Origin of the sequence: Hymenobacter metallicola (genome assembly GCF_004745645.1) — a bacterium.
GTDB lineage: Bacteria > Bacteroidota > Bacteroidia > Cytophagales > Hymenobacteraceae > Hymenobacter > Hymenobacter metallicola.
The window spans coordinates 273,824-298,340 of record NZ_SRMB01000003.1 but is presented as its reverse complement, the minus strand read 5'-3'; the positions used below and the strand labels follow the sequence as shown (position 1 = coordinate 298,340).

Annotated in this window: 20 protein-coding genes; 12 read left to right on the top strand and 8 right to left on the bottom strand. The window is 60.3% G+C overall.

Annotation, left to right across the window (positions count from 1 at the left end; genetic code table 11):
• Window positions 1-8: 8 nt before the first annotated feature.
• A complete protein-coding gene (locus E5K02_RS16500; RefSeq protein ID WP_135396313.1) occupies window positions 9-719 on the bottom strand; it encodes a head GIN domain-containing protein in 711 nt (236 codons plus the stop codon).
• 208 nt (window positions 720-927) lie between these two features.
• On the opposite strand from E5K02_RS16500, the gene E5K02_RS16495 reads away from it, so the two are divergent.
• A complete protein-coding gene (locus tag E5K02_RS16495) occupies window positions 928-1,398 on the top strand; it encodes a nuclear transport factor 2 family protein (protein WP_135396312.1) in 471 nt (156 codons plus the stop codon).
• Between the two features lie 195 nt (window positions 1,399-1,593).
• Here E5K02_RS16495 and E5K02_RS16490 read toward each other — a convergent pair whose 3' ends face one another.
• Window positions 1,594-3,645: a M13 family metallopeptidase gene (locus E5K02_RS16490; protein WP_135396311.1), complete on the bottom strand. Its 2,052-nt coding sequence runs from the start codon at window positions 3,643-3,645 to the stop codon at window positions 1,594-1,596.
• Between the two features lie 251 nt (window positions 3,646-3,896).
• Here E5K02_RS16490 and E5K02_RS16485 point away from each other — a divergent pair, with 251 nt between their 5' ends.
• Genes E5K02_RS16485 through E5K02_RS16475 form a run of 3 tightly spaced genes read left to right on the top strand, consistent with a single transcriptional unit; the run spans window position 3,897 to window position 5,239 of the window.
• Window positions 3,897-4,328 carry a hypothetical protein gene (locus tag E5K02_RS16485; RefSeq protein ID WP_135396310.1) on the top strand — a complete coding sequence of 144 codons (432 nt, stop codon included), beginning with the start codon at window positions 3,897-3,899 and terminating at the stop codon, window positions 4,326-4,328.
• A gap of 48 nt (window positions 4,329-4,376) precedes the next feature.
• Entirely contained in the window at window positions 4,377-4,784 is a 408-nt protein-coding gene (gene arfB, locus E5K02_RS16480; RefSeq protein WP_135396309.1) for an alternative ribosome rescue aminoacyl-tRNA hydrolase ArfB, read from the top strand.
• A 23-nt stretch (window positions 4,785-4,807) separates the two neighbouring features.
• The gene (locus tag E5K02_RS16475; RefSeq protein WP_135396308.1) at window positions 4,808-5,239 is read left to right on the top strand and encodes a hypothetical protein; all 432 of its coding nucleotides are present in this window, start codon (window positions 4,808-4,810) and stop codon (window positions 5,237-5,239) included.
• 37 nt (window positions 5,240-5,276) lie between these two features.
• Here the strand turns inward: E5K02_RS16475 and E5K02_RS16470 are convergent, their stop codons facing one another.
• The 3 genes from E5K02_RS16470 to mgtE all read right to left on the bottom strand — a co-directional run bounded on the left by E5K02_RS16470 (window position 5,277) and on the right by mgtE (window position 8,520).
• Window positions 5,277-5,909, bottom strand: coding sequence for a hypothetical protein (locus E5K02_RS16470; RefSeq protein WP_135396307.1), 633 nt, complete (start codon window positions 5,907-5,909; stop codon window positions 5,277-5,279).
• Between the two features lie 173 nt (window positions 5,910-6,082).
• On the bottom strand, window positions 6,083-7,003 hold the full coding sequence (locus E5K02_RS16465; protein ID WP_135396306.1) for a magnesium transporter CorA family protein: 921 nt from the start codon (window positions 7,001-7,003) through the stop codon (window positions 6,083-6,085).
• A gap of 131 nt (window positions 7,004-7,134) precedes the next feature.
• Window positions 7,135-8,520: a magnesium transporter gene (gene mgtE / locus E5K02_RS16460; RefSeq protein WP_135396305.1), complete on the bottom strand. Its 1,386-nt coding sequence runs from the start codon at window positions 8,518-8,520 to the stop codon at window positions 7,135-7,137.
• Window positions 8,521-8,955: 435 nt separating this feature from the next.
• Between mgtE and E5K02_RS16455 the strand changes: the two genes are divergently transcribed.
• From E5K02_RS16455 to E5K02_RS16440, 4 genes are all read left to right on the top strand, one after another.
• Complete coding sequence (locus E5K02_RS16455) at window positions 8,956-9,768, top strand: cyanophycinase (protein WP_135396304.1); 813 nt, start codon at window positions 8,956-8,958, stop codon at window positions 9,766-9,768.
• 131 nt (window positions 9,769-9,899) lie between these two features.
• Window positions 9,900-11,150 carry an OmpP1/FadL family transporter gene (locus E5K02_RS16450; RefSeq protein WP_135396303.1) on the top strand — a complete coding sequence of 417 codons (1,251 nt, stop codon included), beginning with the start codon at window positions 9,900-9,902 and terminating at the stop codon, window positions 11,148-11,150.
• Between the two features lie 21 nt (window positions 11,151-11,171).
• Window positions 11,172-12,512 carry an SGNH/GDSL hydrolase family protein gene (locus E5K02_RS16445; RefSeq protein ID WP_135396302.1) on the top strand — a complete coding sequence of 447 codons (1,341 nt, stop codon included), beginning with the start codon at window positions 11,172-11,174 and terminating at the stop codon, window positions 12,510-12,512.
• 334 nt (window positions 12,513-12,846) lie between these two features.
• Window positions 12,847-13,335, top strand: coding sequence for a DUF5004 domain-containing protein (locus tag E5K02_RS16440; RefSeq protein WP_135396301.1), 489 nt, complete (start codon window positions 12,847-12,849; stop codon window positions 13,333-13,335).
• 50 nt (window positions 13,336-13,385) lie between these two features.
• Here the strand turns inward: E5K02_RS16440 and E5K02_RS16435 are convergent, their stop codons facing one another.
• Entirely contained in the window at window positions 13,386-14,387 is a 1,002-nt protein-coding gene (locus tag E5K02_RS16435) for a YpdA family putative bacillithiol disulfide reductase (RefSeq protein ID WP_240737325.1), read from the bottom strand.
• Window positions 14,388-14,516: 129 nt separating this feature from the next.
• Here E5K02_RS16435 and E5K02_RS16430 point away from each other — a divergent pair, with 129 nt between their 5' ends.
• Window positions 14,517-14,978 carry a lipocalin-like domain-containing protein gene (locus E5K02_RS16430; protein ID WP_135396300.1) on the top strand — a complete coding sequence of 154 codons (462 nt, stop codon included), beginning with the start codon at window positions 14,517-14,519 and terminating at the stop codon, window positions 14,976-14,978.
• 103 nt (window positions 14,979-15,081) lie between these two features.
• Here the strand turns inward: E5K02_RS16430 and E5K02_RS16425 are convergent, their stop codons facing one another.
• Window positions 15,082-15,501, bottom strand: a complete 420-nt coding sequence (locus tag E5K02_RS16425) for a DoxX family protein (RefSeq protein WP_135396299.1) — start codon at window positions 15,499-15,501, stop codon at window positions 15,082-15,084.
• 118 nt (window positions 15,502-15,619) lie between these two features.
• Window positions 15,620-18,484 (bottom strand): DNA polymerase I, encoded by a 2,865-nt coding sequence (polA, locus tag E5K02_RS16420; protein WP_135396298.1) that lies wholly within the window; start codon window positions 18,482-18,484, stop codon window positions 15,620-15,622.
• Window positions 18,485-18,567: 83 nt separating this feature from the next.
• Between polA and E5K02_RS16415 the strand changes: the two genes are divergently transcribed.
• The 3 genes from E5K02_RS16415 (at window position 18,568) to E5K02_RS16405 (ending at window position 24,511) form a co-directional block, all read left to right on the top strand.
• Complete coding sequence (locus tag E5K02_RS16415) at window positions 18,568-21,120, top strand: T9SS type A sorting domain-containing protein (protein WP_135396297.1); 2,553 nt, start codon at window positions 18,568-18,570, stop codon at window positions 21,118-21,120.
• Between the two features lie 96 nt (window positions 21,121-21,216).
• The gene (locus E5K02_RS16410) at window positions 21,217-23,793 is read left to right on the top strand and encodes a T9SS type A sorting domain-containing protein (protein WP_135396296.1); all 2,577 of its coding nucleotides are present in this window, start codon (window positions 21,217-21,219) and stop codon (window positions 23,791-23,793) included.
• Between the two features lie 121 nt (window positions 23,794-23,914).
• The gene (locus tag E5K02_RS16405) at window positions 23,915-24,511 is read left to right on the top strand and encodes a DUF1684 domain-containing protein (RefSeq protein ID WP_206025976.1); all 597 of its coding nucleotides are present in this window, start codon (window positions 23,915-23,917) and stop codon (window positions 24,509-24,511) included.
• The last annotated feature ends 6 nt before the right edge of the window (window positions 24,512-24,517 follow it).

Below are 24,517 nucleotides of genomic sequence, written 5' to 3'. Positions count from 1 at the left end.
CGAGAATACTAGCTTCGGTGCACCCGGCCGCTGCCCGTGGTTTTGCTGTTGATAGTGGGGTTGCCGGTCACATATACGTTGCCGGAGCCGCGCAGGCTGGCGTCCAGGCTGCGGGCTACGTTCAGGCGGCAGGTGCCCGAGCCGCTGATGCTAACCTGGCAGGTTTCGGAACGCAGGTCGTTGGCTTTGATGCTGCCCGAGCCACTGATGCTGGCCGAGTGCCGGGGGCTGCTGCCGGCCAGGCTGACGGAGCCCGAGCCCGAAACCGACGAATTCAGCTCGGTGGTTTGCAACTGGGCTACTTCCAGGCGGCCCGAGCCGCTCACGGATACTTGCAGGGCGTTGGTCTTAACGCTGCCCGCTTTCAGGAAGCCCGAGCCGCTGACGGCCAAGGCATTAATTTCCGGTACCGTGATGTAGACCGTAATCTTGCCCAGGTTAACTGATCTTAGTTCGGACTTGATGCCGATACGCAGCTTGCCGTTGCTAACCGTGGTTTCCAGGCGGCGCAGGTCTTCGGCCGAGGCCTCTACTTCCACTTTTTGCGGGCTGCCTTGGGTTACGACCACCGTGGCGGAGTTGGCCAGCGTGATTTCCGTGAAGGCCGCAACCTCGCGGACTTCTCGGTCGGCCGCGCGACCAGCGGCCCGGAGGTGGACTGAGAAGAGCAGGCCGGTCAGAAATACCAGCGTACAAGAAAGGAGGCGTAGCGTTTTCATAGGCAAGAGGTAAAAGGTGGCAGTTGTCGGCAAGATGCGTTGGGTTTGACAACCGTTGCCTGGGTGCCCGAATACCGTACCCCGCCCTGACAAGGTGAAGCTGAACCGTGCAGTTGCCCATTTTCGGAGATAGGCGCGGCTGGAAAGTGCGCCGTAGGTGAAGTTATTTCTCCACCTTTAAGCTAATATACTCACCTGAACACCCCGTATGCACCCGCACGAAGAGTTACTGCACCGCTTTTACCAAGGCTTTCAGCGCCGCGACCATGCCGCCATGGCCGCTTGCTACCACCCGGAAGCTACCTTCGACGATGCGGCCTTTTCCCTGCAAGGGACGGATATCGGGCTTATGTGGCGCATGCTCATCGAGCGGGGTAAGGACATGCAGCTGACTTACAACCACATTCAGGCCGACGACAACCGGGGCCGCGCCGTGTGGGATGCGCGCTACTCGTTCTCCCAAACCAAGCGGCGCGTCCACAACCATATCAACGCCAGCTTTACCTTCAAAGACGGCAAAATCCTGACTCACCACGACGAGTTCAGCTTCTGGCGTTGGAGTCGGCAGGCGCTGGGGCCCGTCGGCTGGCTGTTGGGCTGGACGTCCTTTCTGCAGCAGAAGGTGCGAAAGTCGGCTGCCGAAGGATTACAACAGTTCAAGGCTTCCCGGGGAGTATAAGTCATTGTCATTGCGAGGCACGAAGCAATCCGTCCTCTGAAATGTGCAGAGCCTTCTACTGTAAAAAGCCCTTTCCCACACGAGCAGGAAAGGGCTTTCTAGCAAAAGGATGTGTTGTACTTCGCAGAGGACGGATTGCTTCGTCCTGCGTCCTCGCAATGACAGGAGCTACTTGCTAAGTCACTTGGGCGGCTTTTACCAAATCTTTACCCGGGCGCTGTCGGGGCGCCAGAGTTTCTGGCCTTCTTTTACCTGGAAGGCTTCGTAGAACTCGGGCACGTCGGCGAAGGGGCCATTGACGCGGTACTGGGCCGGCGAATGCACGTCGGTAAGGATGCGCTGGGCCAGCACCTCGTTGCGCTGGTGGTTTTGCCAGCCCAGGGCGTAGCCCAGGAAGTAGCGCTGCGTCGGCGTCAGGCCCCCGATTTTCTCGCCTTTTTTATACTGCTCGGTTTTCTTGAAGGCGTCGAAGGCAATGACGATGCCGCCCAGGTCGGCAATATTCTCGCCGGCCGTGGCCTTGCCGTTGATGTGCAATGAGTCGAGCACGGTGTAGCCGTTGAACTGGCGCACAATGCCATTCACGCGCTGCTGGAAGGCGGCGCGGTCTTTCTTGCTCCACCAGTTGCGCAGGTTGCCTTTCTCATCGAACTGACTGCCTTCGTCGTCGAAACCGTGGGTTAGCTCGTGGCCGATGGTGCTGGCCCCGGCGTAGCCGTAGATGATGGCGTCGTCGGCATTCTTATCCTCCAGGCCGGGAATGGCGAAGATGGCGGCCGGCAGCACAATTTCGTTATTCGAGGGGTTGTAGTAGGCGTTGTAGGTCTGGGGCGTCATGTCCCACTCGGTGCGGTCCACGGGCTTGCCCAGCTTGTTGATGTTGTAGCGGTACTGCCACTCGTTGGCCCGCATAACATTCTGCAAGTACGAGTCGCGCTTGATTTCCAGGCTGGAATAGTCGCGCCACTTGTCGGGGTAGCCCACTTTGGGCGTAATCTTGTTGAGCTTTACCAAGGCCTTCTGCTTGGTCGAGTCGCTCATCCAGTCCAGGGCCTGGATATGCTCCCGAAAGGCTTCCACCACGTTCTGGGTCAGCTTGGCGTAGCGTTCCTTGGTTTCGGGGGCAAAGTATTCCTTCACAAACAGCTGACCCAGGATTTCGCCCATGCCGCTTTCCTCCTCGTCCAGCACCCGTTTCCAGCGGGCCCGCTGCTGCTTGCTGCCCTGCAGAATGGTGCCGTAGAAGCGGAAATGCTCGTTGTCGATGGGGCGGCTGAGCTGGCCGGCAAAGGCATTGACGAGGTGCCACTGCAAATACGCCTGCCACTGGTCGAGGGGCACCGACCGGAGCAACTGCCCGGCTTTCTGGTAAAACTCGGGCTGGCCCACGATAACCGTGTCGGTCTTGAGCTCCATCTGCGCCAGCCAGGGCTGCCACGCAATGCCGGGCGTGATTTTACCCAGGTCGGCCACGCTGCGCTTGTTGTAGTTGGCGTAGGGGTCGCGCAGGTCTTCCAGCTTGCGCGAGGAGCCGGCCAGCTGCGTTTCCAGGGCCATGATCTGGGCGGCCCGGCGCTGGGCCGTTACCGAATCCTGCCCGATGAGCTGCAGCATGCGGGCCACGTGGCGCACGTACTCCTTGCGAATATTGCTGGTGCGCGAGTCCTTGTTGAAGTAATAGTCGCGGTTGGGCAAGCCCAGCCCGGCCTGGTAGAAATGCAGGGCCATTTTGTCGCTGTTCTTCGCGTCCTGCCCCACATACAGGCCAATGAGCGAATTCACACCTAGCACCTTGTGGCGGGCAATGACGCTCTGCACATCCGCCACCGATTTGATGGCGGCAATACGGTCTAGCTCGGGCTTGAGCGGCGCCGTGCCTTGCTTGTCGATGGTAGCGGAGTCGAGGCCCGAGGCCCAGAAGTCACCGATTTTCTGCTGACTCGTGCCGGCTTTGGCGTTGGCCTTGGCGGCTTCTTCGTTCAGGGCGCGCAGGCGGGCATACACCTCATTCTGCACCTCCTTGCCGATGCCCCAGGAGCTCTCGGAGGCCGGAATAGGGTGGCGCTTCAGCCAGCCGCCGTTGGCGTAGGTGAAAAAGTCGTCGCCGGGGCGCACGGTGGTGTCGAGGTTGGCCTGCAGCAAATCGGGCTGGCTGGCGCCGGCCTGACCACCGGAATTACAGCTTTTGAGGCCGGCTACGGCGGCGCAGAAAAGCAGCCATTTGCCAAGCGCAGAGGCTTTGTTCATAGAGCGGTAAGTAAAGAAAGGAGGGAAGGGAAGCCGAAGGTAAATATTCTGTCAGCACAATGGACCAGCGCACTTCGGCAGAGTTGCAGCCAGGCCAGGTTTCGAGGTTGGCAGTCGGTGTATACAGGGTCTGACAAATGCTGGGTAAACTGTCAGGTCGAGCTTTGCATTGCGTTACTTTGGCAACCTCCGCACGCAAGATGCCCCGCTTTGCTCAACCTGACGGCCCGTTTTTCACTTGCTACCCGCTTATGCTCCTTAAACTTCTGCTCGTCAACTTCACGCTGGCCGCTTACCTCACCGGTGTCATTTGGATGGTGCAGCTGGTACACTACCCCGGCTTTGCCCAGGTGCCGGCGGCCGGCTTCGGGGCGTTTCACCAGGCGCATTTGCGGCGCATGGGCTGGGTGGTGATGGGGCCCATGGTAGCCGAGCTGCTGCTGGCCGGCTGGCTGGCCTGGGCCGGGCGGGGGCTGGGCGCGGCCGGGTGGTGGAGCCTGGCCTTGGTGCTTCTGATTTGGCTGGTCACCTTCTTTATTTCCGTCCCCTTCCACAACCGGCTGACCCAGGACGGCTACAACTACATCACCATCGACGGGCTGGTGCGCACCAACTGGCTGCGTACCGGGGCCTGGACTCTGCGCCTGCTGGTGCTGGGCTACGTGCTGTGGGAGCAGCTGTAGGCCAAGCTCATTCGCGTAACTTTGGCGCTTGCCCGCCGTTTCTTGCCCATGCTACCTCCCGCCGACGCCTTTTTGCCCGAACTCCAGTTTCAAACCAGCCGCAGTAGCGGACCGGGCGGCCAAAATGTGAACAAGGTGGAGTCGCGGGTGGAGCTGCGCTTTCACGTGGGCAACTCCGAGCTGCTGAGTGAGGAGCAGAAGGCCACGCTGCTGGAAAAGCTGGCTTCCAAGCTGACAACCGAAGGCGAACTGCTGCTTTCGGCGCAGGAAGACCGAAGCCAGCTGCGCAACAAGGAAATCGTGGTGCAGAAGTTCTACGACCTGCTGCGCAAGGCCCTGCACAAGCCCAAAGCCCGCAAAGCCACCAAGCCCAGCAAGGGCGCCGTCCGGGCCCGCCTCGAATCCAAGAAAAAGCACGGCGAGAAAAAGGCGAATCGGGGTAAGCTGGATTTTTAATCCGCTCCGGACCGACACACCAGATGGGGCTGCAAACCAGGGTTACGGGTGGGTTTCTGCTGCTGGCTTTGCTAGTGGTTGGGTGCCTGTTTATGGGCCCGGGGTTCGGTATTGCGGTGGCGTGGCTGCTGGTAGGGCTGCTGTGGGTTCTGGTAATGGTTGGAATAGGTGCTTTCTGGCTGAGCGTGCCGTTTCTACTCTACCACGTCCTGCTCGAAATACCTTTCCTTCGTTCGGCTTCTAATCGGGTGGCTCTGCGCTGGTGGGTATTCAGCGCCTACACGGCTATGGCCCTGGTAGTTGCCTATCTAGTAGCAACAAAGCATACGTGGTTGTATACCTATGCTTTGGTGATGGAATATCATATCCGGTTGTGGCTGCCGCTACTAGTTGTCGCTCTGGTACCTGCCTGGGCGGGGCGCCGCCGCTGGCAGAAGCAGCATCCGCCGGCATAAGGCCCACCAAGCGTAGCCAGCCCGCAGAACAAATCATCTAGTTGATATCCAGGCCAAAGAGCACCCCAAACCAGGGCTTGCGCTGGTACAGCCAGTGGCGGCCGTCGGGGCCCAGCAACTGGTCGAAACCCACGGCCAGGCCTAGGTTGAAGATGCGCGCGTCGTAAATGGTAGCAGCGCCGGCGTGCACTACAAAGCCTTCGTACTCGGCCCTGTTTTGCTGGCCGGTGACATCGGCCGTAATGGCCGTGGAGCCCAGCCCGGTAAACAGGCCGTAGCCCAGCCCCACGGTGCGCACCTGCGGGGTTTGCCGGTTGCTGAGCAGCTGGTGGCTGTTGACGTGGTAGAAATCGAGGCGGCGGCCAAAGTAGAGCGCCGCGTTGAAATTGGTGTTCAGCTGCACCGGCACGTCGCCCTGCGGCGGGCGGGCCTTGAAGGGAATCGTAAACACGTCGAGGTCGAACTTGCGCTGCACCAGCACCACGTACCGGCCGCGCCGAACGGCATAACTCAGGCGGTGGGGCGGTGTATCGGTTTTCGACTGCCCGTAGAAATGCAGCGAATCCTGGGCCTGTTCCACGTAGAAAGCCCGGTCCTGCCCCACGGCCGTTGTCAGGGCCGGGTCGTTGGTGCGCACAAGCTGATAGTCGCCGGGCTCCAGAGTGGGCATATGCCCCACGGCCGCGCACCCGGTTAGCAAGCTGCCCAAACCTAGCAGTGGGCCACGGTACAGCACGTATCTAAGGGCGTTTCGCAACGGGTAAAGCAGGGGCATACCGGGCGGTTAGGGGAGGAAAGCGCAAATATGTGGGGCACCGGGCGAAGAAGCTCTTTCGCAGTCGGTCAAATCCAGCCCTTGCGCCGAAACCACCAATAGATGCCCACCGAAATAACGAGCATGGCCACCATGGCTACGGGGTAGCCAAACTTCCAGGTCAGCTCGGGCATGTACTGGAAGTTCATGCCGTAGATACCCGCAATAAAGGTAAGCGGCAGGAAAAAGGCGGAAAACACGGTCAGTACGCGCATGGCCTCGTTGGTGCGCTGCGACGACAACGACAGGTAAAGATTCATCAGGTTGGTGGCCGCCCCGTCGAGCTGCTGGTAGAGGGTTTCTACCTTCACCTGCAAGTCCTGGGTGTCCTGCAGCAGCGTCGAGTCGGTGGTGGAGGAAGTAAGCGTCTGCCGGCGTAGCGTGGTCATAATGTCGCGGGTGAGCAGCAGCAGCTGTTTGGCGGCCGAGGCCTTGCGCTTGAGAAAATACAGGCCTTGCAGGGCGTTGGGTACTTCTTGCTTCAGAAAGATTTCCGCCTCGTAGTCGTCCAGCTCCTTGGTCAGCAGCAGGGCGGGCTGCACAAAGCTGTTGAGGGCGTAACGCACCAGATGCACGGCCACCTCGGGCGGCGAAATGCACTCCTGCCCCGGCGACTGGGCCACCGTTTTCAGCTGACTCAGCACCGGGTGGGCCCGGCGGTGCACCGTGATGAGGTAGTCGGCGGCGTAGAAAATGGCAATCTTGGTGCTCAGCTCCTGAATCGTATCGGCCTCCTGGTTATCCGGATTCACGAAGACCCGCAGAATCACGAAGTTCAGCCCGTTGGTGGTTTCAAACTTGGGCAGGTGCGTAGGTTCCAGGCAGTCGCGCACCAGCGAATCGGGCAGGTCGTACTGCTCGGCTACCGCCTGCAGCTCGGCCGCCGAGGGGTTGGTGATATCCAGCCAGGCGAAATGGCATTCCTGCTTGGTCAGAAGGTCTTCGGTCATAACAGATACAGGAAAGCGGCTAGGCCTGAGCCGCCACTGGGGCCGGCTACGGGTTGAACGGTACAGTACATACGCAAGAAAGGCGCAAGTATTTGCGCCTTTCTTGTTGAGTTAGCTGAAGTACTCTCGATTTAAAGCAGCGTGCCGCGCAGCACCATCGTGGCTACCGAGAAGTAGATAATGAGCCCGGTCACGTCCACGAGCGTGGCCACAAACGGGGCCGAAGCCGTGGCCGGGTCCAGGCCCAGGCGCTTGAGCAGCATCGGCAGCATGGCTCCCGATAAGGCTCCCCAGAGCACGATGCCCAGCAGGGAAAATCCTACCGTAACAGCAATCAGCTGCCAATAGGGCCCGAAATAGCCAGGGTCAATATAGGTGGCCCAGAGCACGATGCGCAACGAGCCCACCACGCCCAGAATGCCACCCAGCAACAGGCCCGAAATTATTTCGCGCCGCATTACCAGCCACCAGTCCGAGAGGCTGAACTCGCCCAGGCTCATGGCCCGGATAATGAGCGACGTGGCCTGGGAGCCAGCATTGCCGCCGGCCGAAATAATGAGCGGAATAAACAAGCCCAGTACAGCCGCCTTCTGCAAGTCGTCCTCGAAGTGGTGCATGGCCGAGGTGGTCAGCATCTCGCCGATGAGCAGAATCACGAGCCAGCCGGCCCGCTTCTTCACCATGCTCCAGATGGAGGTGGCCAGATACGGCTCGTCCAGGGCTTCCGAGCCCCCGAGCTTCTGAATGTCCTCGGTATCTTCCTCTTCCCGGATGTCGAGAATGTCGTCGATGGTCACGATACCGAACAGCACGCCCTCGTCGTTGACGACCGGCAGGGCCACCCGGTCGTTTTTGCGGAACACCTCAATGGCGGCCTCCTGGTCCTGCATGGCGTTGAGCTTCACGTAGCGGCGGTCCATCAGCTCACTCACGCGCAAGCTGGGGTCGGCCAGCAGAAACTCCCGGATCCGGATGTCGTCGATGAGTACGCCACGGTGGTCGGTTACGTAAAGCACGCTCAGGGTTTCGGACTGCCCGCCGTGGCGCCGGATGTAGTCGAGCACCTGCTGCACGGTCCAGGTTTCGCGGATGGCAATGTAGTCGGGCGTCATCAGGCGGCCCACCGAGTATTCGGGGTAGCCCAGTAGCTCCAGCGTTACGCGGCGCTCGGGCTCCGACAGGGTCTGAATCAGCTCCTTGACGAAGTCGTCGGGCAGAAACTCCAGCAGCGCCGTCCGGTCGTCGGGCGACATCTCATTGAGGATGTCCGAAATTTTGTCCTGGGAGAGGTTAGCCAGGAAGTGGCGCTGAATATCCAGGTCCAGGTACTCAAACACCTCCGTGGCCAGGCGCAGGGGCAGCAGCCGAAACACGATGAGCTGCTCGCGCTCCTCCTCATTCTCAATGAGCTCGACCAGTTCCGAGGGCTCAAACAACTTGAGGGCCTCTTTCAATTTAAAGAACTCGCCCTCCTGAATCAGGGACGTAATTTGGTCAGTAGTCGGATGCTGATTCATGGAAAAAGTCAGGAGGGAGGTGCTTCGCTAGGCAGCAGGTTGAGTGAGTAATTCGGCGCGCAAAAGTAGGCCAAAAAAATGGCCCGGCCGCGCCGGTTTCTATCATTTTGCGCAACGCCAAACCTCGGCCGGCAATTCCCCGGCTCGGCAACAATTCTTGGATTAATCCGCGCTCTGCCCTGGTGCCCGGCCGAGTACTTAAATATCCGGTACCGCCCGTTCTGCGCTTTATTTACAGCCCGTAGACCGGGACAAGCCTGGCTTCCCAAACGGGATGAAAGCGGCTGGGCCGAAGGGGGGTATCGCGCAGGCAGTTGGTTTTTTTGTGGCCTCGCGGGCGCAGCCGCTCAGCTCAACTGTGGCAACCCAGACCCGTGTGGGCCGTTGGGAAGTTAATATCCCGTGTACATTTGACCGTTGCTTACCCCTATTGCTATGCCCCAGTCGTCTGCGTCACCGCTCGGAACCCTCGTTGCCCTCGGCGGCGGCGATGACGATGCCCTGCTGGCCCTGCTCACCGACTTACTGGCCGACCCGGACGCCCCCATTGTGATACTGGCCATGGCCGCCAGCGACGCCACCGCTACGGCCAACAATTACGTGAAGGCCCTGCGTGAGCTGGGCAATACCAATGTGAGCCACATCAAAATTGACGAGCGCCACTCCGCCGACAAGCCCGCTTCGCTCCGCCGCCTCAAAGAAGCCCGGCTCGTCTTTTTTACCGGCGGCGACCAGGAACTGATTACCGAGTTTTTGCGTGGCACCGAGTTTTTGCGCGAGCTGGCCCACCGCTACCATACCCAGGCCGATTTCGTTATTGCCGGCACCAGCGCCGGCGCCTCGGTCATGCCCGAACACATGCTCGTGGCCGGCTATGGCTGGCGGGCCCTGCGCAAGGGCGGTATCCGCACCGACCACGGCCTGGGCCTGATTAGTAACCTGCTCATCGATCAGCACTTCGTGGAGCGGGGTCGTTTCGGGCGCCTGGCCCACGCCATGCTCACCCACTCGATGTGCCTGGGTTTGGGCCTGGCAGAAGAAACCGGGATTATCATCCGGCGCGGGCAGGAAGCCGAGGTGTTCGGCGACGGCGTCGTGATGGCCGTTGATGGGAAGCATATGCACGGCAACAACCTGGGCCGGATCGGCCGCGGGGAGCCGGTAGCCGCTCAGGATTTTCGGGTGCATCTACTCGTAAGTGGGCAGCGCTTAAATCTGAAGACCCGGCAAGTAGTGAACGAAGAATAATAACTGCATTTTTGGGGCGTTCAACTGGCAATTCACCGGCGGTAGAAATAGTCGGCACGCCTACTAGTTAATTCTTTTTTCTCGCTACATTTAGCTCCACAACCCCTCATTCTCACCCTTTCTCCTTCATTATGAATCTAAAAACTCTACTCCTCGCGGGTGGTGCGCTACTCTCGGGTACGGCAGCCTCGGCAGGTGGCTATCAAGTGACGCTGGCCGGGATAAAGAACAACGGCATGGGCGGCGTAGGTGTAGGTCTTTCCCTGGACCAGGCGGCCATGTTCTACAACCCCGGCGCCTTGGCCATGGTCCGGGAGCGGGGCGTGCAGCTTGGTGGCAACGTCACCTTTGCCCGCAACGCGTTTATTGCGGAGGGCGGCAACACCCAGCGCGAGTTGCGCAATTCGGTTGTAACGCCCTTCAGCCTGTTTGCCGGCTTTGGGCCAGCGGAAGGCAAATTCCGCGCGGGTATTGCCGTGTACACGCCTTTTGGCAGCAAACTGCAGTACGCCGAAGGCTGGGAGGGTCGCACTTCCCTGACGGATATCGACCTGAAATCCATCTTCGTACAGCCCACTTTCAGCTACGCGCTTACCGACAAAATCAGCGTGGGTGCGGGCTTGGTAGTGCTGGCCTATGGCGCCGTAAACCTGCAGCGCGACATTCCTTTGCCCGATTCCTACGGCCACATCGAGCTGGACGGCAAGGCCGAAACCAAGTTGGGCTACAACGCCGGTATCTTCTTCAAGCCCTCGGATAAGCTGTCGGTTGGTATCAGCTACCGTTCCAAAATCGACGCTCAGGTGGAAGATGGCGACGTGACCTTCTCCAATATTTCGCCCACGTTTGCCTCGCGTTTCCAAGCCACTAAGTTTGGTGCCACGCTGCCTTTGCCCGCCACTACGAGCTTTGGTGTGGGCATCATGCCCAACGACAAGCTGACGGTGGGCCTGGACGTTAATTTTGTCAACTGGAGCGCCTACCGTACCCTGGACTTCAACTTCGACCAGCCCATCAACGGCTCGACGACCTCCAGCTCGAAACGCTACTACGAAGACGCCTTTACTTTCCGCGTGGGTGGGCAATACAAAGTGACGGATGCCTTTACCGCCCGCATTGGGGGGGCCTACGACGACTCGCCGGTAAAGGACGGCTACGTGACCCCCGAAACGCCGGATGCTGACCGCCTCAGCGGCACCTTGGGCGTTTCTTACGGCTTCGGCGAGCATTTTAGCGTTGATCTTTCGACCCAGTTTGTGCGCATCAAGCAGCGTACCCAGACCTTCGAGCAACTGCAGAACAACCAGACCACAGACCGCGTGGCTGGTACCTACAAGACCAACATCGTGATTCCGGGCCTGGGCCTGAATTACACCTTCTAATCCTCCTTCGCCTCTCGACTCATGAATACGACACTGTTTCGCAAGTTTGTGCCCTTCGTGGCACTGCTGGGGCTGGGCTTCACCGCGTGCCAGCCCGATTTAGAAGATGATTTTAAAGCCTCCGCCGGTACGGCCGATTTCTCCCGCTACATCGCCGTTGGTAACTCCCTGACGGCCGGTTTCTCGGATAACGGCCTGTACCTGGAGGGCCAGCTGAATTCCTACCCGAACCTGCTGGCAATGCAGTTTAAGGAAGTAGGCGGCGGCGATTTTGAGCAGCCTTTGTTTAATGAGAACCAACGCAACGGCAGCGGCTACCTCGCCATTACCGGCTTCGATAACACGGGCAATCCTATCATTGGAAACGTAGCCGCCAACGCGGCCGTCGGATTGGGCGCTGATAAGAAAACGCCTCTGCTGGCCAAGTATACCGGCACTGGCAACCAGAACCTGGGCGTGCCCGGTATCCGCATTGCCGACATTACGACTGTCGGCTACGGATTCGACAATCCGGCGGGCTTCAACCCCTACTTTGAGCGTTTGTTGAGCAACTCGCCCGCCACCTACCTGCAATATGTGCAGGAGCGGGTGAATACCATTAAACCGACTTTCTTCACCAACTGGCTCGGCAATAACGACGTGCTGGGCTACGCTAGCTCGGGCGGCACGGCTGCTCCGCTGACGCCGGTGGCCGAGTTTACCACCAAGTATGGTCAGATGCTGGACGTGCTGACGGCTGGTGGCGCTAAAGGACTGGTGGCTACCATTCCAAACGTGACGAACGTGCCCTTGTTCACGACGGTGCCCGTGGCGGCAGTTATTGCCAGCATCAAAGCCAACCCACAGATTCCGAATGCTGCTGCGGCTAGTCTCTACATCCGCACCGGCACCAACACTGTTCGGGAAGCAACTGCCTCCGACTTGCTGCTCCTGCCCGCTCGTAGCGTTATCGGCACCGGTGGCAGCGCCACCACGTTGCCGGTAGGCGTAGGCTACAGCGCTACGCTGGCCAACCCCCTGCCTTCTCAGTTTGTGCTGGATGCTACAGAAGTAGCAAACGTAACTGCTCGCACCGCCGACCTGAACGCAGTTATTCAAAAAGCTGCTCAGGATCGGGGCCTGGCCGTATTCGACGCCAACGCTTACTTTACTAATGTGGCCCGGTTTGGGGTAATCACGAATGGTACGACGAACACGGCTGCTTTTGTAAGCGGTAACCTGTTCTCCCTAGATGGGGTTCATCCTACGCCCCGTGGCTATGCCATTGTCGCTAATGAGATGATTAAGGCCATCAACGCACGATATGAGGCAAAAGTACCTCAGCTGAACGCTGCGGCCTACCGGGGGGTGGAGTTTCCATAACCGCTACCCTGACTTAGCTGCCTTTACTGAAAGCTCCTTCTCAGCAATGGGAAGGAGCTTTTCTGTTGTCTGGCGGCCTGCAACGCAACAACAGAAAGAGCAGTAGGCCGCCTGGGACGACAATACACCTCGAAAAGGCTACATATAAATGTGATGCAAAAAAATATTGGAAAATATATAGGGGTTGGGCGTTTTGGTCTTCGCCACCCATTCATGTGAGGTGGTGATTTTGCGGGGCGGCAGGGGGCTGGTCTACCTTTGTTTCACGCTGACGGACAATGATTTGTCGGTGCTGAAACAGCTTACTCTCAACCTCCAAACCCATTTTCGCGCTATGAAAACGCCATTTCGCTTACCCTTGCTTGCCCTGTTTTCGGTTGTCTCCCTCGTGTCAGTATCCTGCAAGAAAGACAAGGAGAATAGCCCTGCTCCCAAAACCAAAACCGACATGCTGTCGGGCAAGGACTGGATCCTGACCGCCCAGACCGTGGAGCCCGGCATGACGGCCGACGACGGCAGCACCGTAACCGACCTGTTTCCGTACCTGGAAGACTGCGACACCGATGATTTGATGCGCTACGAAACCAGCGGCAGCTGTGCCTTGGACGAAGGAGCTTCCCGCTGCAACCCCAATAGTCCCCAGCGCTACTCCGGGACCTGGTCGTTCGACAGCAATGAGACGGTGCTGAAAACCAACATGCAGACGTTGGGCAACAGTAGCTTCAATATCATTGAGCTCAATGATAATACGCTCAAAATTAGCGGCATACGGAATGCCCAGGGCCAGAACCGGAAGTTTACCTACACCTACAGCAAGAAGTAGCAGCCCCGCTTCGGCAACAAAAAGGCGGCCTTTCGCAAGGGCCGCCTTTTTTATTCAATCGTAGCAGGAACTGCCAGCTGGGCGGCAATGACGGCCGCGTGGTGGCGCCCGTTTTCGATAAACCAGCGGCTGGTATTGAGTCCGCCGCAAACGGTGCCCGCCAGATATACGCCGGGCTGATTGGTTTCGAACGTGTCGGGGTTATGAGTAGGCGTGCGGGCGGCATCGTCCTGGAAGGTGATGCCCAGGTTGGCCAGCAGGCTATAGTCGGGGCGGTAGCCGGTGAGGGCGTACACGTAGTGGGCCAGCAGCTCGACCGGGCCCTCGGGCGTGAGCAGGCCGACGCTGTCGGGGCCGATATGGTGCACGGTAGTCTGGTAGTAAGCCCGAATCCGGCCTTCGGCAATCCGGTTCAATAGGTCGGGGCGGATCCAGTACTTCACCGAGTCCGACACGGCGCTGCCGCGTACCACCAGCGTAACCTGGGCCCCGGCCCGTACCAGTTGCAGTGCCGCTTTGGCCGCCGAGTTTTTGGCTCCGATAACCACCACCGACTGTCCTACGTGCGCATACGGCTCTTTGTAGTAGTAGCTCACGTGTGGCAGGTCGGCGCCGGGCACGTCGAGGCGGTTGGGCACGTCGAAGAAGCCGGTGGCAATAATGACGTAGCGCGTCGCCAAGCGGCCTTTTTCGGTCACGACTGCGTAGGCGCCGGGCTGGCCTTCGAGGCGCAGCACCCGTTCGTAGAGGCGCAGAGTCAGCTGCTCGGCCACGGCCACGCGGCGGTAGTAGTCGAGGGCGTCTTCCCGCAGAGGCTTATAGTGCGCTGTCGGAAACGGGTACCCCCCGATTTCGAGCAGCTCGGGCGTAGAGAAGAATTCCATGTTGGTGGGGTAGCCCACCAGGGAATTGACCAAGGCTCCTTTATCGACGACACACACGCTGAGCCCCCGCCGCCGGGCTTCCAGCGCGCACGCCAGCCCCACCGGCCCGGCTCCTATTACCACCACGTCAACGGAAGCTGGCCCCTGTGAAATCATTTCGTTACGCATAATGGCTACTATACCGCCAGTGGGGGCATTGTGTTTAGACTAGGTACGAGCCGGCAAGGGCCCAAAGTTGGTTGGTAGCCCCAAAACGACTTACCTTGTACCACACTTTTTTTCAACTCATTAAGTTTCATGCAACGCCACTCACTTATTGCATTATCTCTACTGCTGACCGGCGCCCTGGGTGCCTGCAAAAAAGACAAAACTGAAACCAAGCAAGACCTGCTAGTGGGCAAGAACTGGCAGGTTTCGGCCGCTACCGTGGAATACACCGGGGCCCAGGCTGGCAAGGAAGATACGTACGCGGCTATGCAGGCCTGCGAGAAAGACAACTACCTGCGCTTCAACTCCAACAAAACCCTGGAGGTAAACGAAGGCAAAAACGTGTGCCTCGACAGTGAGCAAATGGCCATGGGCACCTGGGACATCAATGCCGACCAAACCAAAATCTACATCAACGCGCCGGAGCTGGGCAACAGCGCTGCGGCTCAGACCGACATTGTGGAGCTGAGCTCCTCGAAGCTGGTACTGCGAAACGTGGTAGTGCAGCCCGACGAAACGGCTACGTTCACGACTACTTTCACGGCGCAGTAACCTTGCTAACGCCACCACAAAAGGCCGGCTCCGGAATGGAGCCGGCCTTTTGTGCAATACGTCTGGTTGAAATTGCCGGTTGCCCCATGGCCGAGCCCGGGCTCTACGACTTGCGTTTCAACGTTTTAAGCGCACCGGTCGACCAAAGGGCGGCACCGATAAGCACGGGCTGGAAAAACAACCGGCCCAGCCGCTTAGCGTCGGTATCGAGGCCGAAAGCGGACAGGTGGTGGGTGTACTGGTGAATGTTGCCGGGAAATACCAACACGTAGAAAACGCCCAGTCCCAGGCCCATTTCTACCCGCCGCCGCTTCCACAACAGCAGCGCCAGGCCCAGACCTATTTCCACTACCCCCGACTGTAGTACTACCGTGTCTTTATTCAGCGGCACAAAGTCGGGTACCTGGGCCTGAAACTCGCGGCGCGCAAAGGTGAGGTGACTAATGCCGGCCACAACCATAAAGGCCCCTAGCAGGGCGCGGGTCACGTTTTGGGCAGTAGTGGTCGGAGTCGGGTGCGGCATGGCAGGCAGTGGAAGGTAACACTTTGCTATACGGCCCACCGAGCTTCAGGATAGAACAGGACCCGAAAAAGCTCGTCGAGGCGGGGCCCGACGAGCTTTCCTATTGTTTCGGGTGGCTTTAGTGGGCCTGCAGCCAGTTTTGGCCGGTGCCTACTTCCACTTCCATGGGTACGCTCAGGGGCAGGGCGTTGATCATCAGCTCCTGAATGCGGGGAATAATCAGGTCAACTTCCTCTTTGGGCGCGTCAAACACCAGTTCGTCGTGGACCTGCAGAATCATGCGGGTACCGAGCTTTTCCTTGTCCAGCCAGTCGTGGATGCGGATCATGGCAATCTTGATGATGTCGGCCGCGGTGCCCTGAATAGGGGCGTTGATGGCGTTGCGCTCCGTGAAGCCGCGCAGGGTAGCGTTACGGGAGTTGATGTCGCGCAGGTAGCGGCGGCGACCCAGCAGGGTTTCGGCGTATTCCAGCTCCCGGGCCTTGTTGATGCTGGCATCCATAAATTGCTTCACGGCCGGAAACTCCTGGAAGTAGGCCTCGATGATATCCACGGCTTCCTTGCGGCCAATGCCCAGGCGCTGGGCCAGCCCGAAGGCCGAAATACCGTAGATGATGCCGAAGTTGACCGTTTTGGCCTTGCGGCGCATTTCCGAGTCAACCTCGCTCAGGGGCACTTTAAACACCTTGCTGGCGGTGCTGGAGTGAATGTCGATGCCTTGGCGGAAGGCCTCAATCATGGTGGCGTCCTGGCTGAAGTCGGCCATGATGCGCAGCTCAATCTGGGAGTAGTCGGCCGCCACGAGGATGTGGTCGGCGTCGCGGGGCACGAAGGCCTTGCGGATTTCCCGGCCCTTCTCGGTGCGAATCGGAATGTTCTGCAAGTTGGGGTTGGTGCTGGAAAGGCGGCCGGTAGCCGTGACGGCCTGGTTGAAGGAAGTATGCACGCGGCCGTCGAGGCTGCACACGAGCTGAGGCAGGGCTTCCACGTAGGTGCTGCGCAGCTTGGTGAGCTGGCGGTGCTCCAGAATCAGGGCGGCGACGGGCGCTTCCGGGGCCAGGGCACTGAGCACTTCTTCGCCGGTGGCATACTGGCCGGTCTTGGTTTTCTTGATTTTGCCACCCCCGAGCTGGAGCTTGTCGAACAGAACCTCGCCCAGCTGTTTGGGCGAGCCAATGTTGAATTCCTGGCCGGCTTCGGCGAAAATCTGCTTTTCAATGTCGGTGATGTAGCCCTGCAGCTGGGCCGAGTACTCGCCCATGGCGCTGGAGTCGATGCGCACACCCTCGTATTCGACATCGGCCAGCACGGGCACCAGCGGATTTTCCACCTCGTTGAGCAGCTTGAGCAAGCCCAGAGCTTCGAGCTTGGGCTCAAACACGTGCTTGAGCTGCAGGGTTACGTCGGCATCTTCGCAGGCGTAATCGGCTACTTCCGCGGGCGGAATGTCGGCCATGGTTTTCTGCTTTTTACCCTTGGGCCCAATCAGCTCGATGATGGAAATGGGCGTGTAGTGCAGGTACGTTTCGGCCAGCACGTCCATGTTGTGGCGCATGTCGGGCTCGAGCAGGTAGTGGGCCAGCATGGTATCAAACACCGGCCCGCCGATGCGGATGCCGTAGTGCTTGAGGATGGTCAGGTCGTACTTAATGTTCTGCCCGATTTTCAGAATGCCCTCGTGCTCCAGAAACGGCCGAAACTCGTCGACCAGGGCTTGGGCCGCGGCATCGTCGTCGTGGGGCACGGGCACGTAGTAAGCCTCGCCGGGCAGCCAGCAGAAAGACAAGCCCACCAGGCGGGCCGTCATCGTGTCGAGGCCCGTGGTTTCGGTGTCGAAGCTGACTTCCTTCTGCTGGAGCAGGAACTTGAGCAGCTCTTTGCGCAGGGCCGGCGTGTCGACGAGGTGATACTGGTGAGCTACGTCGGCCAGGGTGCGGCGCACGATGGGGCCCGTGTCCTCGTCTTCCTCGATAAACTCGGTGATACCTACTGGGGCGGCAAATAACGAGGCCTGGTGGCCGGCCCCGGTGGGAATCAGACTTTTCTTGCCCTTGGCCGGGCTAATGGGCGTGGCCGAGGTGCGCACCGGGCCGGTTTTGAGCACCCGGGCCGCCAGCTGCCGAAACTCCAGCTCGTCGAACAGGGCCGTGAGCTTCTCTTCGTCGGGCACGGAGCAGCACAGCTCCTCGGGCTCGAAGGGAATGGGCACGTTGACGTGAATGGTGGCCAGCTCCTTGCTCAGCAGGCCCTGCTCGGCGAAGTTGCGCACGTTTTCCTGCTGCTTGCCCTTGAGCTGGTCGACGTTGGCAATCAGGTTTTCGACCGAGCCGTACTGCTTAATCAGGGCCTTGGCCGTTTTTTCGCCGATGCCGGGAATGCCGGGAATATTGTCAGAAGCATCGCCCTGCAAGCCCAGAATGTCGGTTACTTGCTCGACCCGGTCAATTTCGAAGCGCTGCAGCACGTGGTCCAGGTCGAGCACCTCGGCCGAGTTGCCCATGAAGGCGGGCCGGTAAATCTTGACCTTTTCGGTCACGAGCTGGCAGTAGTCCTTGTCGGGCGTCATCATGTAGACCTCCTCGAAGCCGTGCTCCTCGGCCCGCTGGGCCAGGGTGCCGATGACGTCGTCGGCCTCGAAGCCATCCACCATCAGAATGGGGATGTTGAAGGCCTGGATAATCTTTTTGATGTAGGGAATGGCCGTGCCGATGTCTTCGGGCATAGCCTGGCGCTGGGCCTTGTACTCGGCAAACTGCTCGTGGCGGAAGGTTTTCTTGGCCGCGTCGAAGGCCACGCCGATGTGGGTGGGCTTTTCCTTTTGCAGCACTTCCACCAGCGTGTTGGTAAAGCCCAGCACGGCGCCGGTGTTCATGCCCTTGGAGTTGATGCGCGGATTCTTGCTGAAGGCAAAGTGGGCCCGGTAAATCAGGGCGAAGGCGTCGAGCAGGAACAGCTTTTTGCGGGCGGGGGCGGTATCAGTCATAGTAGGGCGAAGGTAAGCAACGGCCGGGGCCTTGCAGCGGCAGAATTGTGGTTAGCTTTGCTAGTTAACTAACCGTCAACTATATGAAAAGACTAATACAAGCAAGCCTTGTGTTGGCACTTAGCTTACAAGCAACAGAACAGCTATACGCACAAACGGTTGACCCGACGCTGGCCTCTATTGCCATCCAGCAAACCGGCACGGTAAACAACGTGCAGCAGCAGCCCGACGGCAAATACGTGGTGGGCGGGTCTTTTACCCAGGTAAACGGCAGCGCCGCCGTGGGGTTGGCCCGCCTGAACGCCGACGGCTCCCTTGATAACTCCTTTACTACCCTGGCCAATTGTAAGTCGCCGATTGATAAAATCCGGCTGCTGCCCAATGGGCAAATCCTGGTGCTGGGCTACAACAACATCACGCTGGGCGGGCGCACCTTCAATACGCTGGCCAAGCTCAATGCCGACGGCAGCGTAGTATCTGGTTTTTCGCCCGGCAGCGGCACCAACACCCGGGTGAATACCCTGGTCGTGCAGGCCGACGGCAAAATCCTGCTGGGCGGTTCATTTACCAGCTACAGCGGGGTGGCCGTCAACCGGCTGGTGCGCCTGAACGCGAATGGCAGCGTCGACCAGGCCTTTGTAACGGCCCTGCAGGCCGGCTTTACCCGCGACAACAGCAGCGCGGCGGTGTACAGCGTGGTGGTCCAACCCGACGGCAAGATTCTGGTGGCGGGCAACTTCACCAACTACAACAACACGGGCCGCCAGGGCTTGGTCCGGCTGAATGCGGATGGCTCGCTCGATACGAGCTTTACCCCGGAAGCTACTACCGGCCCTGGCCTCTACATCGTCAACTCCCTGGCCCTGGACCCGCGTACCAACCACGTGCTGGCCTATAACACCAGCTTTAGCAGCAGCCAGCCAATTGTGCGCCTGACGCCTACCGGCGCCCTGGACCCGGCCTTCCGCAACACGACCTTCTTCAACTGCCTGGGTACGAGTGCCGCTAACAGTGAGCATTTCAAAGTAGACTCCAATGGCCGCGTTATTGTCAGTGGTTGCTATTCCAGCTACGGTAGCACCACCGACGGCAATTCCTTTGTACTGCGGCTGCTGCCCACTGGACAGGTTGACCCGCAGTTTGCCGTGGGCAATCAGCTGGACGCGGATGTTAACTGCGTGCTGGTGCTGCCCAATGATGAAGTAGTACTGGGCGGCGAGTTTAGCCGCTACGGCAGTATTCGCAACGTAAACCTGGTGCGGCTCAACAATGCGGCCCAGGCCCTGAGCACCCCCCGGGCCAGCCTGATGCAACGTGGGGCATTGCGCCACGTGGTGCCGCAGGCCGATGGCAAGGTGCTGGTAGGAGGCCGCTTCTGGCAGATCAACGGTCAGACGGCCGGCAACGTGGCCCGGCTCAACCCGAACGGGACCCTGGACCCCAGCTTCCAGCTAGACGGAGTAGATGGCGAAGTGGAGAAAATTGCCGTGCGCCCCGATGGCCGCATTGTGCTGGGTGGCACCTTTGCCCGGGTCGGCATCCAGGCTTCGCCCCTCGTGGCCCAGCTGCTGGCCAATGGTAGCCCCGATGCTTCCTTCGCAGCGCCTACTTACGTGAGTTTGAGTTCCAGCGCCGTGAGCAGCAGCGTGAATGCGCTGGCCGTGCAGCCCGATGGCGGGGTACTCGTTGCGGGTCCGGTTATCGGCATGGATGGCTACACGGCCCCGGTACACCGCCTGCTGGCTAACGGCAGCGTGGACGGCGCCTACGCCAGCGCCGTGACTACCAGCCTGGCCGGCTTTTCGGATGTGTACAGCCTGGCCGTGTTGCCTTCGGGCCAGCACTACATCGGCTCGTATGGCACGGCCCAACCGGTGCTGGTGCGCCTCAACACCAACGGCAGCCGGGACAACACCTTCACGCCCGGCTCCTCGACTTCCGGTCAGCTGACCGTACTGACGATGCTGCCCCTGCCCGATGACAAGCTGCTGGTGGGCGGGCAGTTCACGAATTATAACGGGGTAGCCCGCACGAATGTGGCCGTCGTGGATGGCAGTGGGGCCGTGGATGCCGGCTTTGTGCCGCCCACGCTGAGCAACATTCCGATCTGGTCGGTGGCGCGCTACGCCAACGGGCGGGTGCTGCTGGCGGGCCAGAATATGCAGGTGAATGGCAGCAACCGGGGCGCTCTGGTGCGTCTGAACCCGAACGGAGCCTACGATGCGTCTTTCAGCAACATCCTGGGGAGTACCAACCAGCCCCGCGTGGCCCTGCAGGCCAACGAAGCTATTCTGGTATACGGCTCGTCGTTGTTGCTCAACAACCTCTCCACTCAGAACCTGGAGCCCCTGATCCGGATTACGGCGCCCAACGTGCTCAGCGTGGGCCGCCACCAAAGCACGGCCCGTACCGAAGCCTGGCCCGTGCCCGCCCACGAAACGCTCAACCTCTCCCTGGATGCCGCCGCCCGGCCCGAGTTGGTAGAGCTGCTCGACAACCTGGGCCGCACGGTCCTGATGCAGCCGGCTCCAGAAGCCACGCTGGCTCTGCCCTTACGCCACGTAAAAGCGGGCCTTTACCTGCTGCGCGTTACCTACGCCGATGGTCCCGTGATGCGGCGGGTGGTAGTTGAGTAACGGCGCCACTTCTTGACTCAAAAACAGAATACCGGGGCTGGCTCCGCCGAGCCAGCTATCCTAGTTATTTTTCATACCTCTTTCCCTATTTAGCCTATGCTACTTCGTTTACGTTACCTCTGCCTGGTAGCCGGTCTGGCCCTGGGGGCAGCCCCGCAAAGTCAGGCCCAAACCGTCGACCCAACTTTCCCCGTTACGGATATAGACCAGCCAGCTACCGTAGCCAACATGCTCCGGCAGGCCGATGGCGGCTATATCGTGAGCGGCAACTTTCAGAAGGTAAACGGCACGGCTGCTACCGGACTTATTCGGTTGACTGCTGCCGGCCGCCTGGATCAGAACTTTACCACGGCCGCGGCTGTACAAACCCCGCCTGATGCCGTGCGCCAGCTGCCCTCGGGGCGAATTTTGCTTTTCAGCCCGGGTACGCTCACTGTAGGAGGCCAAGCCTTCCGCAACTTGGTGCAGCTGAATGCCGACGGGACGCTGGGGCCCGCGCTGGCCACGGGCACGGGTACCAACAACTTCGGCGCCCAGGTGGTAGCCGTCCAGCCCGATGGCAAAATTCTGCTGGGTGGGCTTTTCACGTCTTTCAACGGCATAGCCGCGCCCTACCTGGTACGCCTGAACGCCGATGGCAGCGTCGATCAGCCCTTTATGACCAACCTGGGTACCAGCTTCACGGGCTTCGTGCGGACGCTGGCCGTGCAGCCCGATGGTAAAATTATAGCCGGCGGAGGGTTCCAGAATTTCAACGGCACGGGCCGCCACCTGCTGGTGCGGCTGAATGCCAATGGCACCATCGATAACAGTTTTGTGCCGGCCATAACGGGTGGCCCCGATGCCTACGTCGCCCACCTGGCCCTCGACCCCCGCAATAACGACGTGGTTGTGGATGGCGCGTTGCTGCGGTTCACCACGGGAGCGTCCCGGTCGTTGTTCCGCCTGAAAACGGATGGCAGCGCCGATTCGCAGTTTTTCCCGGGTTTGGGCCACACTGGGTGCTACTTGAATAATCTGGCCGGCAACGACCAAATAGTGGTGGATGACCAGGGGCGTATCGTGATTGGCGGCTGCTTCGAGAAGTTTATTGGCACGCCGACCACCCCCAATACCAGCCTGGTGCGCCTGTTGCCCAACGGACAAATCGACGCGCAGTTTGCGACCGGCCCCACGCTGCTGGGCTCCATCAATGCTGTGCAACTGGAGCCCAATGGGGGCGTGACGGTAGCCGGCAATTTGAAAACGGCCTTTAGCCTGGCCGGGGCCAGCGTGGTGCGCCTCACGGCCGCGGCCCAGCCCGACCTGGCCTTTCAGCCCGATCTGGTAACACCCGGCCGCGTAGCCAAGCTGCTCCGGCAGGCCGATGGCAAGCTGCTCATCGCCGGCCGCTTTACCAGTGTGCAAGGGCAGAAGGTGAGCAACATCACGCGTCTGAACGCCGACGGTTCCCGGGACGCTTCCTTTGCCGCAACCGGCCCCAACTACGCCGTGGAGGCGCTGGCCCAGCAGCCCGATGGCAAGATTTTGGTGGGTGGCCGCTTCACGGAGGTGGCAGGTAACCCGGCGGCCGTGGTAGCCCGGCTCGAACCCGATGGCCGCTACGATGCCTCGTTTGCGGCGGGTTTTGTGTTCAACGGCACCAGTACCCAGGTAACGGCCCTAGCGTTGCAGCCCGACGGCAATGTGCTGGTGGGCGGCGTTAGCCTGACTTACACCGGCACCTTCGGCGACGCCCTGCACCGGTTGCTGCCCACGGGCCAGCTCGACCAAGCCTATGAAAACAACCTGAATGCGAATCCCAAGCAGGGTCAGGTCTTGAGCCTGAAGGTGCTGCCCGACGGCCGCGCCTACGTGGGCGGCTATTTTACGGCCTCCAATGGCAGCGCGTATACCGGCGCCGGCCTGATGCGCCTGCTGGCCGATGGCCGGCCGGATCCGGCCTTTACCCCGGAAACCTCCGGCGTGAATGTTCTCGTGAATGACGTGGCGCCCCTGGCCAACGGACAAGTGCTGGTAGGCGGGCACTTCAGCAACTACAATGGCGCCAACCGCGTGAACATGGTGCGGCTGAATGCCAATGGCAGCGTCGACCCGGCCTTCAATGCGAACATGGCGTTTAGCGCCATCGGCAGCACCGGCGTCAGCTTTGTAGTGCCCCAGCCCAACGGCCGTTTCCTGATCGGCTCGGGTCTTACCATGCGCATAAATGGGGTTAACCAGGGCACCTTGGCACGCCTGCTGCCCACGGGCGAGCTGGATGCTTCGTTTGCTGCCAGCACCAGCTTGGTAAACGGGGCCGTGCATAGCGCTCTGGTAGAGTCCACTGGCGAACTGCTAGTGGGTGGACAGTTTAGCCAAGTAGCCGGTCAAACGCGCTGGTCGGTAGCCCGCCTGACGGCGCCGCAGGTGTTGCCCACCGAAGCCGCCGCGGCCGATGCTACCACTGACATCTGGCCGGTGCCCGCCCACGACCAGCTGCACCTGCGCCTGAACATGGCCCAGCAGCCCCGGCAGGTTGCACTCTTGGATCTGATGGGTCGGCAGCTGCGGCACACTACTACGCCGGCGGCCACGACCACGCTGTCGGTGCGTGGCTTGGCGGCCGGCGTGTACGTGCTCCGCGTGAGCTACGCTACCGGAGCCGTGACGCGCCGTATCGTGGTAGAATAGTCGGCTTATCAAAAGAGCATTGTAGGTTTGCCGCCGCGCCCTAACTCCGGCGCGGCGGCTTTCTTTTGTAAGGGTGATGCATATGAATAAGTGGCAGCGCGTATTTCTGTTAGTATGGCTCGTGTTGCTTGCCGGAAGCAGCCAGGCCCAAACGAGCCTGCGGCTGAGCCCCGCCGAACACGCCGCCGCCGTAGCCGCGTTTCAGCAGGAGCTGGATGCCGAATACCGCGACCCGGCCCGCACGCCTTTGCCCGCGGAGGCCCGTGGTACGTTTCAGGGCTTACCGTTCTTTCCGGCCGACTACCGCTACTACGTAGAGGCCACCTTCGTGCGCGACTCCACCTCGGCGCCGTTTAAGATGAAAACCACCGGCCTGCGGGAGCCCGAATACCGCAAATACGGCGAGCTGCACTTCACCCTGCATGGCCGCAAGCTTACGCTCAGCGTGTATCAGGGCTTGGACCTGATGCGCCGGCCGGGCTACGAAGACTATCTGTTCATTCCCTTCACCGACCCTACCAACGGCCACGAGAGCTACGGCGGGGGGCGCTACCTCGACTTCCGCATTCCTAAAAGCCGCACCGTGTGGCTCGATTTCAACCGGGCCTACAACCCTTACTGCGCTTACGACGCCAGCGGCAAGTACTCCTGCCCGGTACCGCCGGCCGAAAACCGCCTGCCGGCGGCCATTCGGGCCGGGGTGCGCAGCGACCATTAAGCCCGG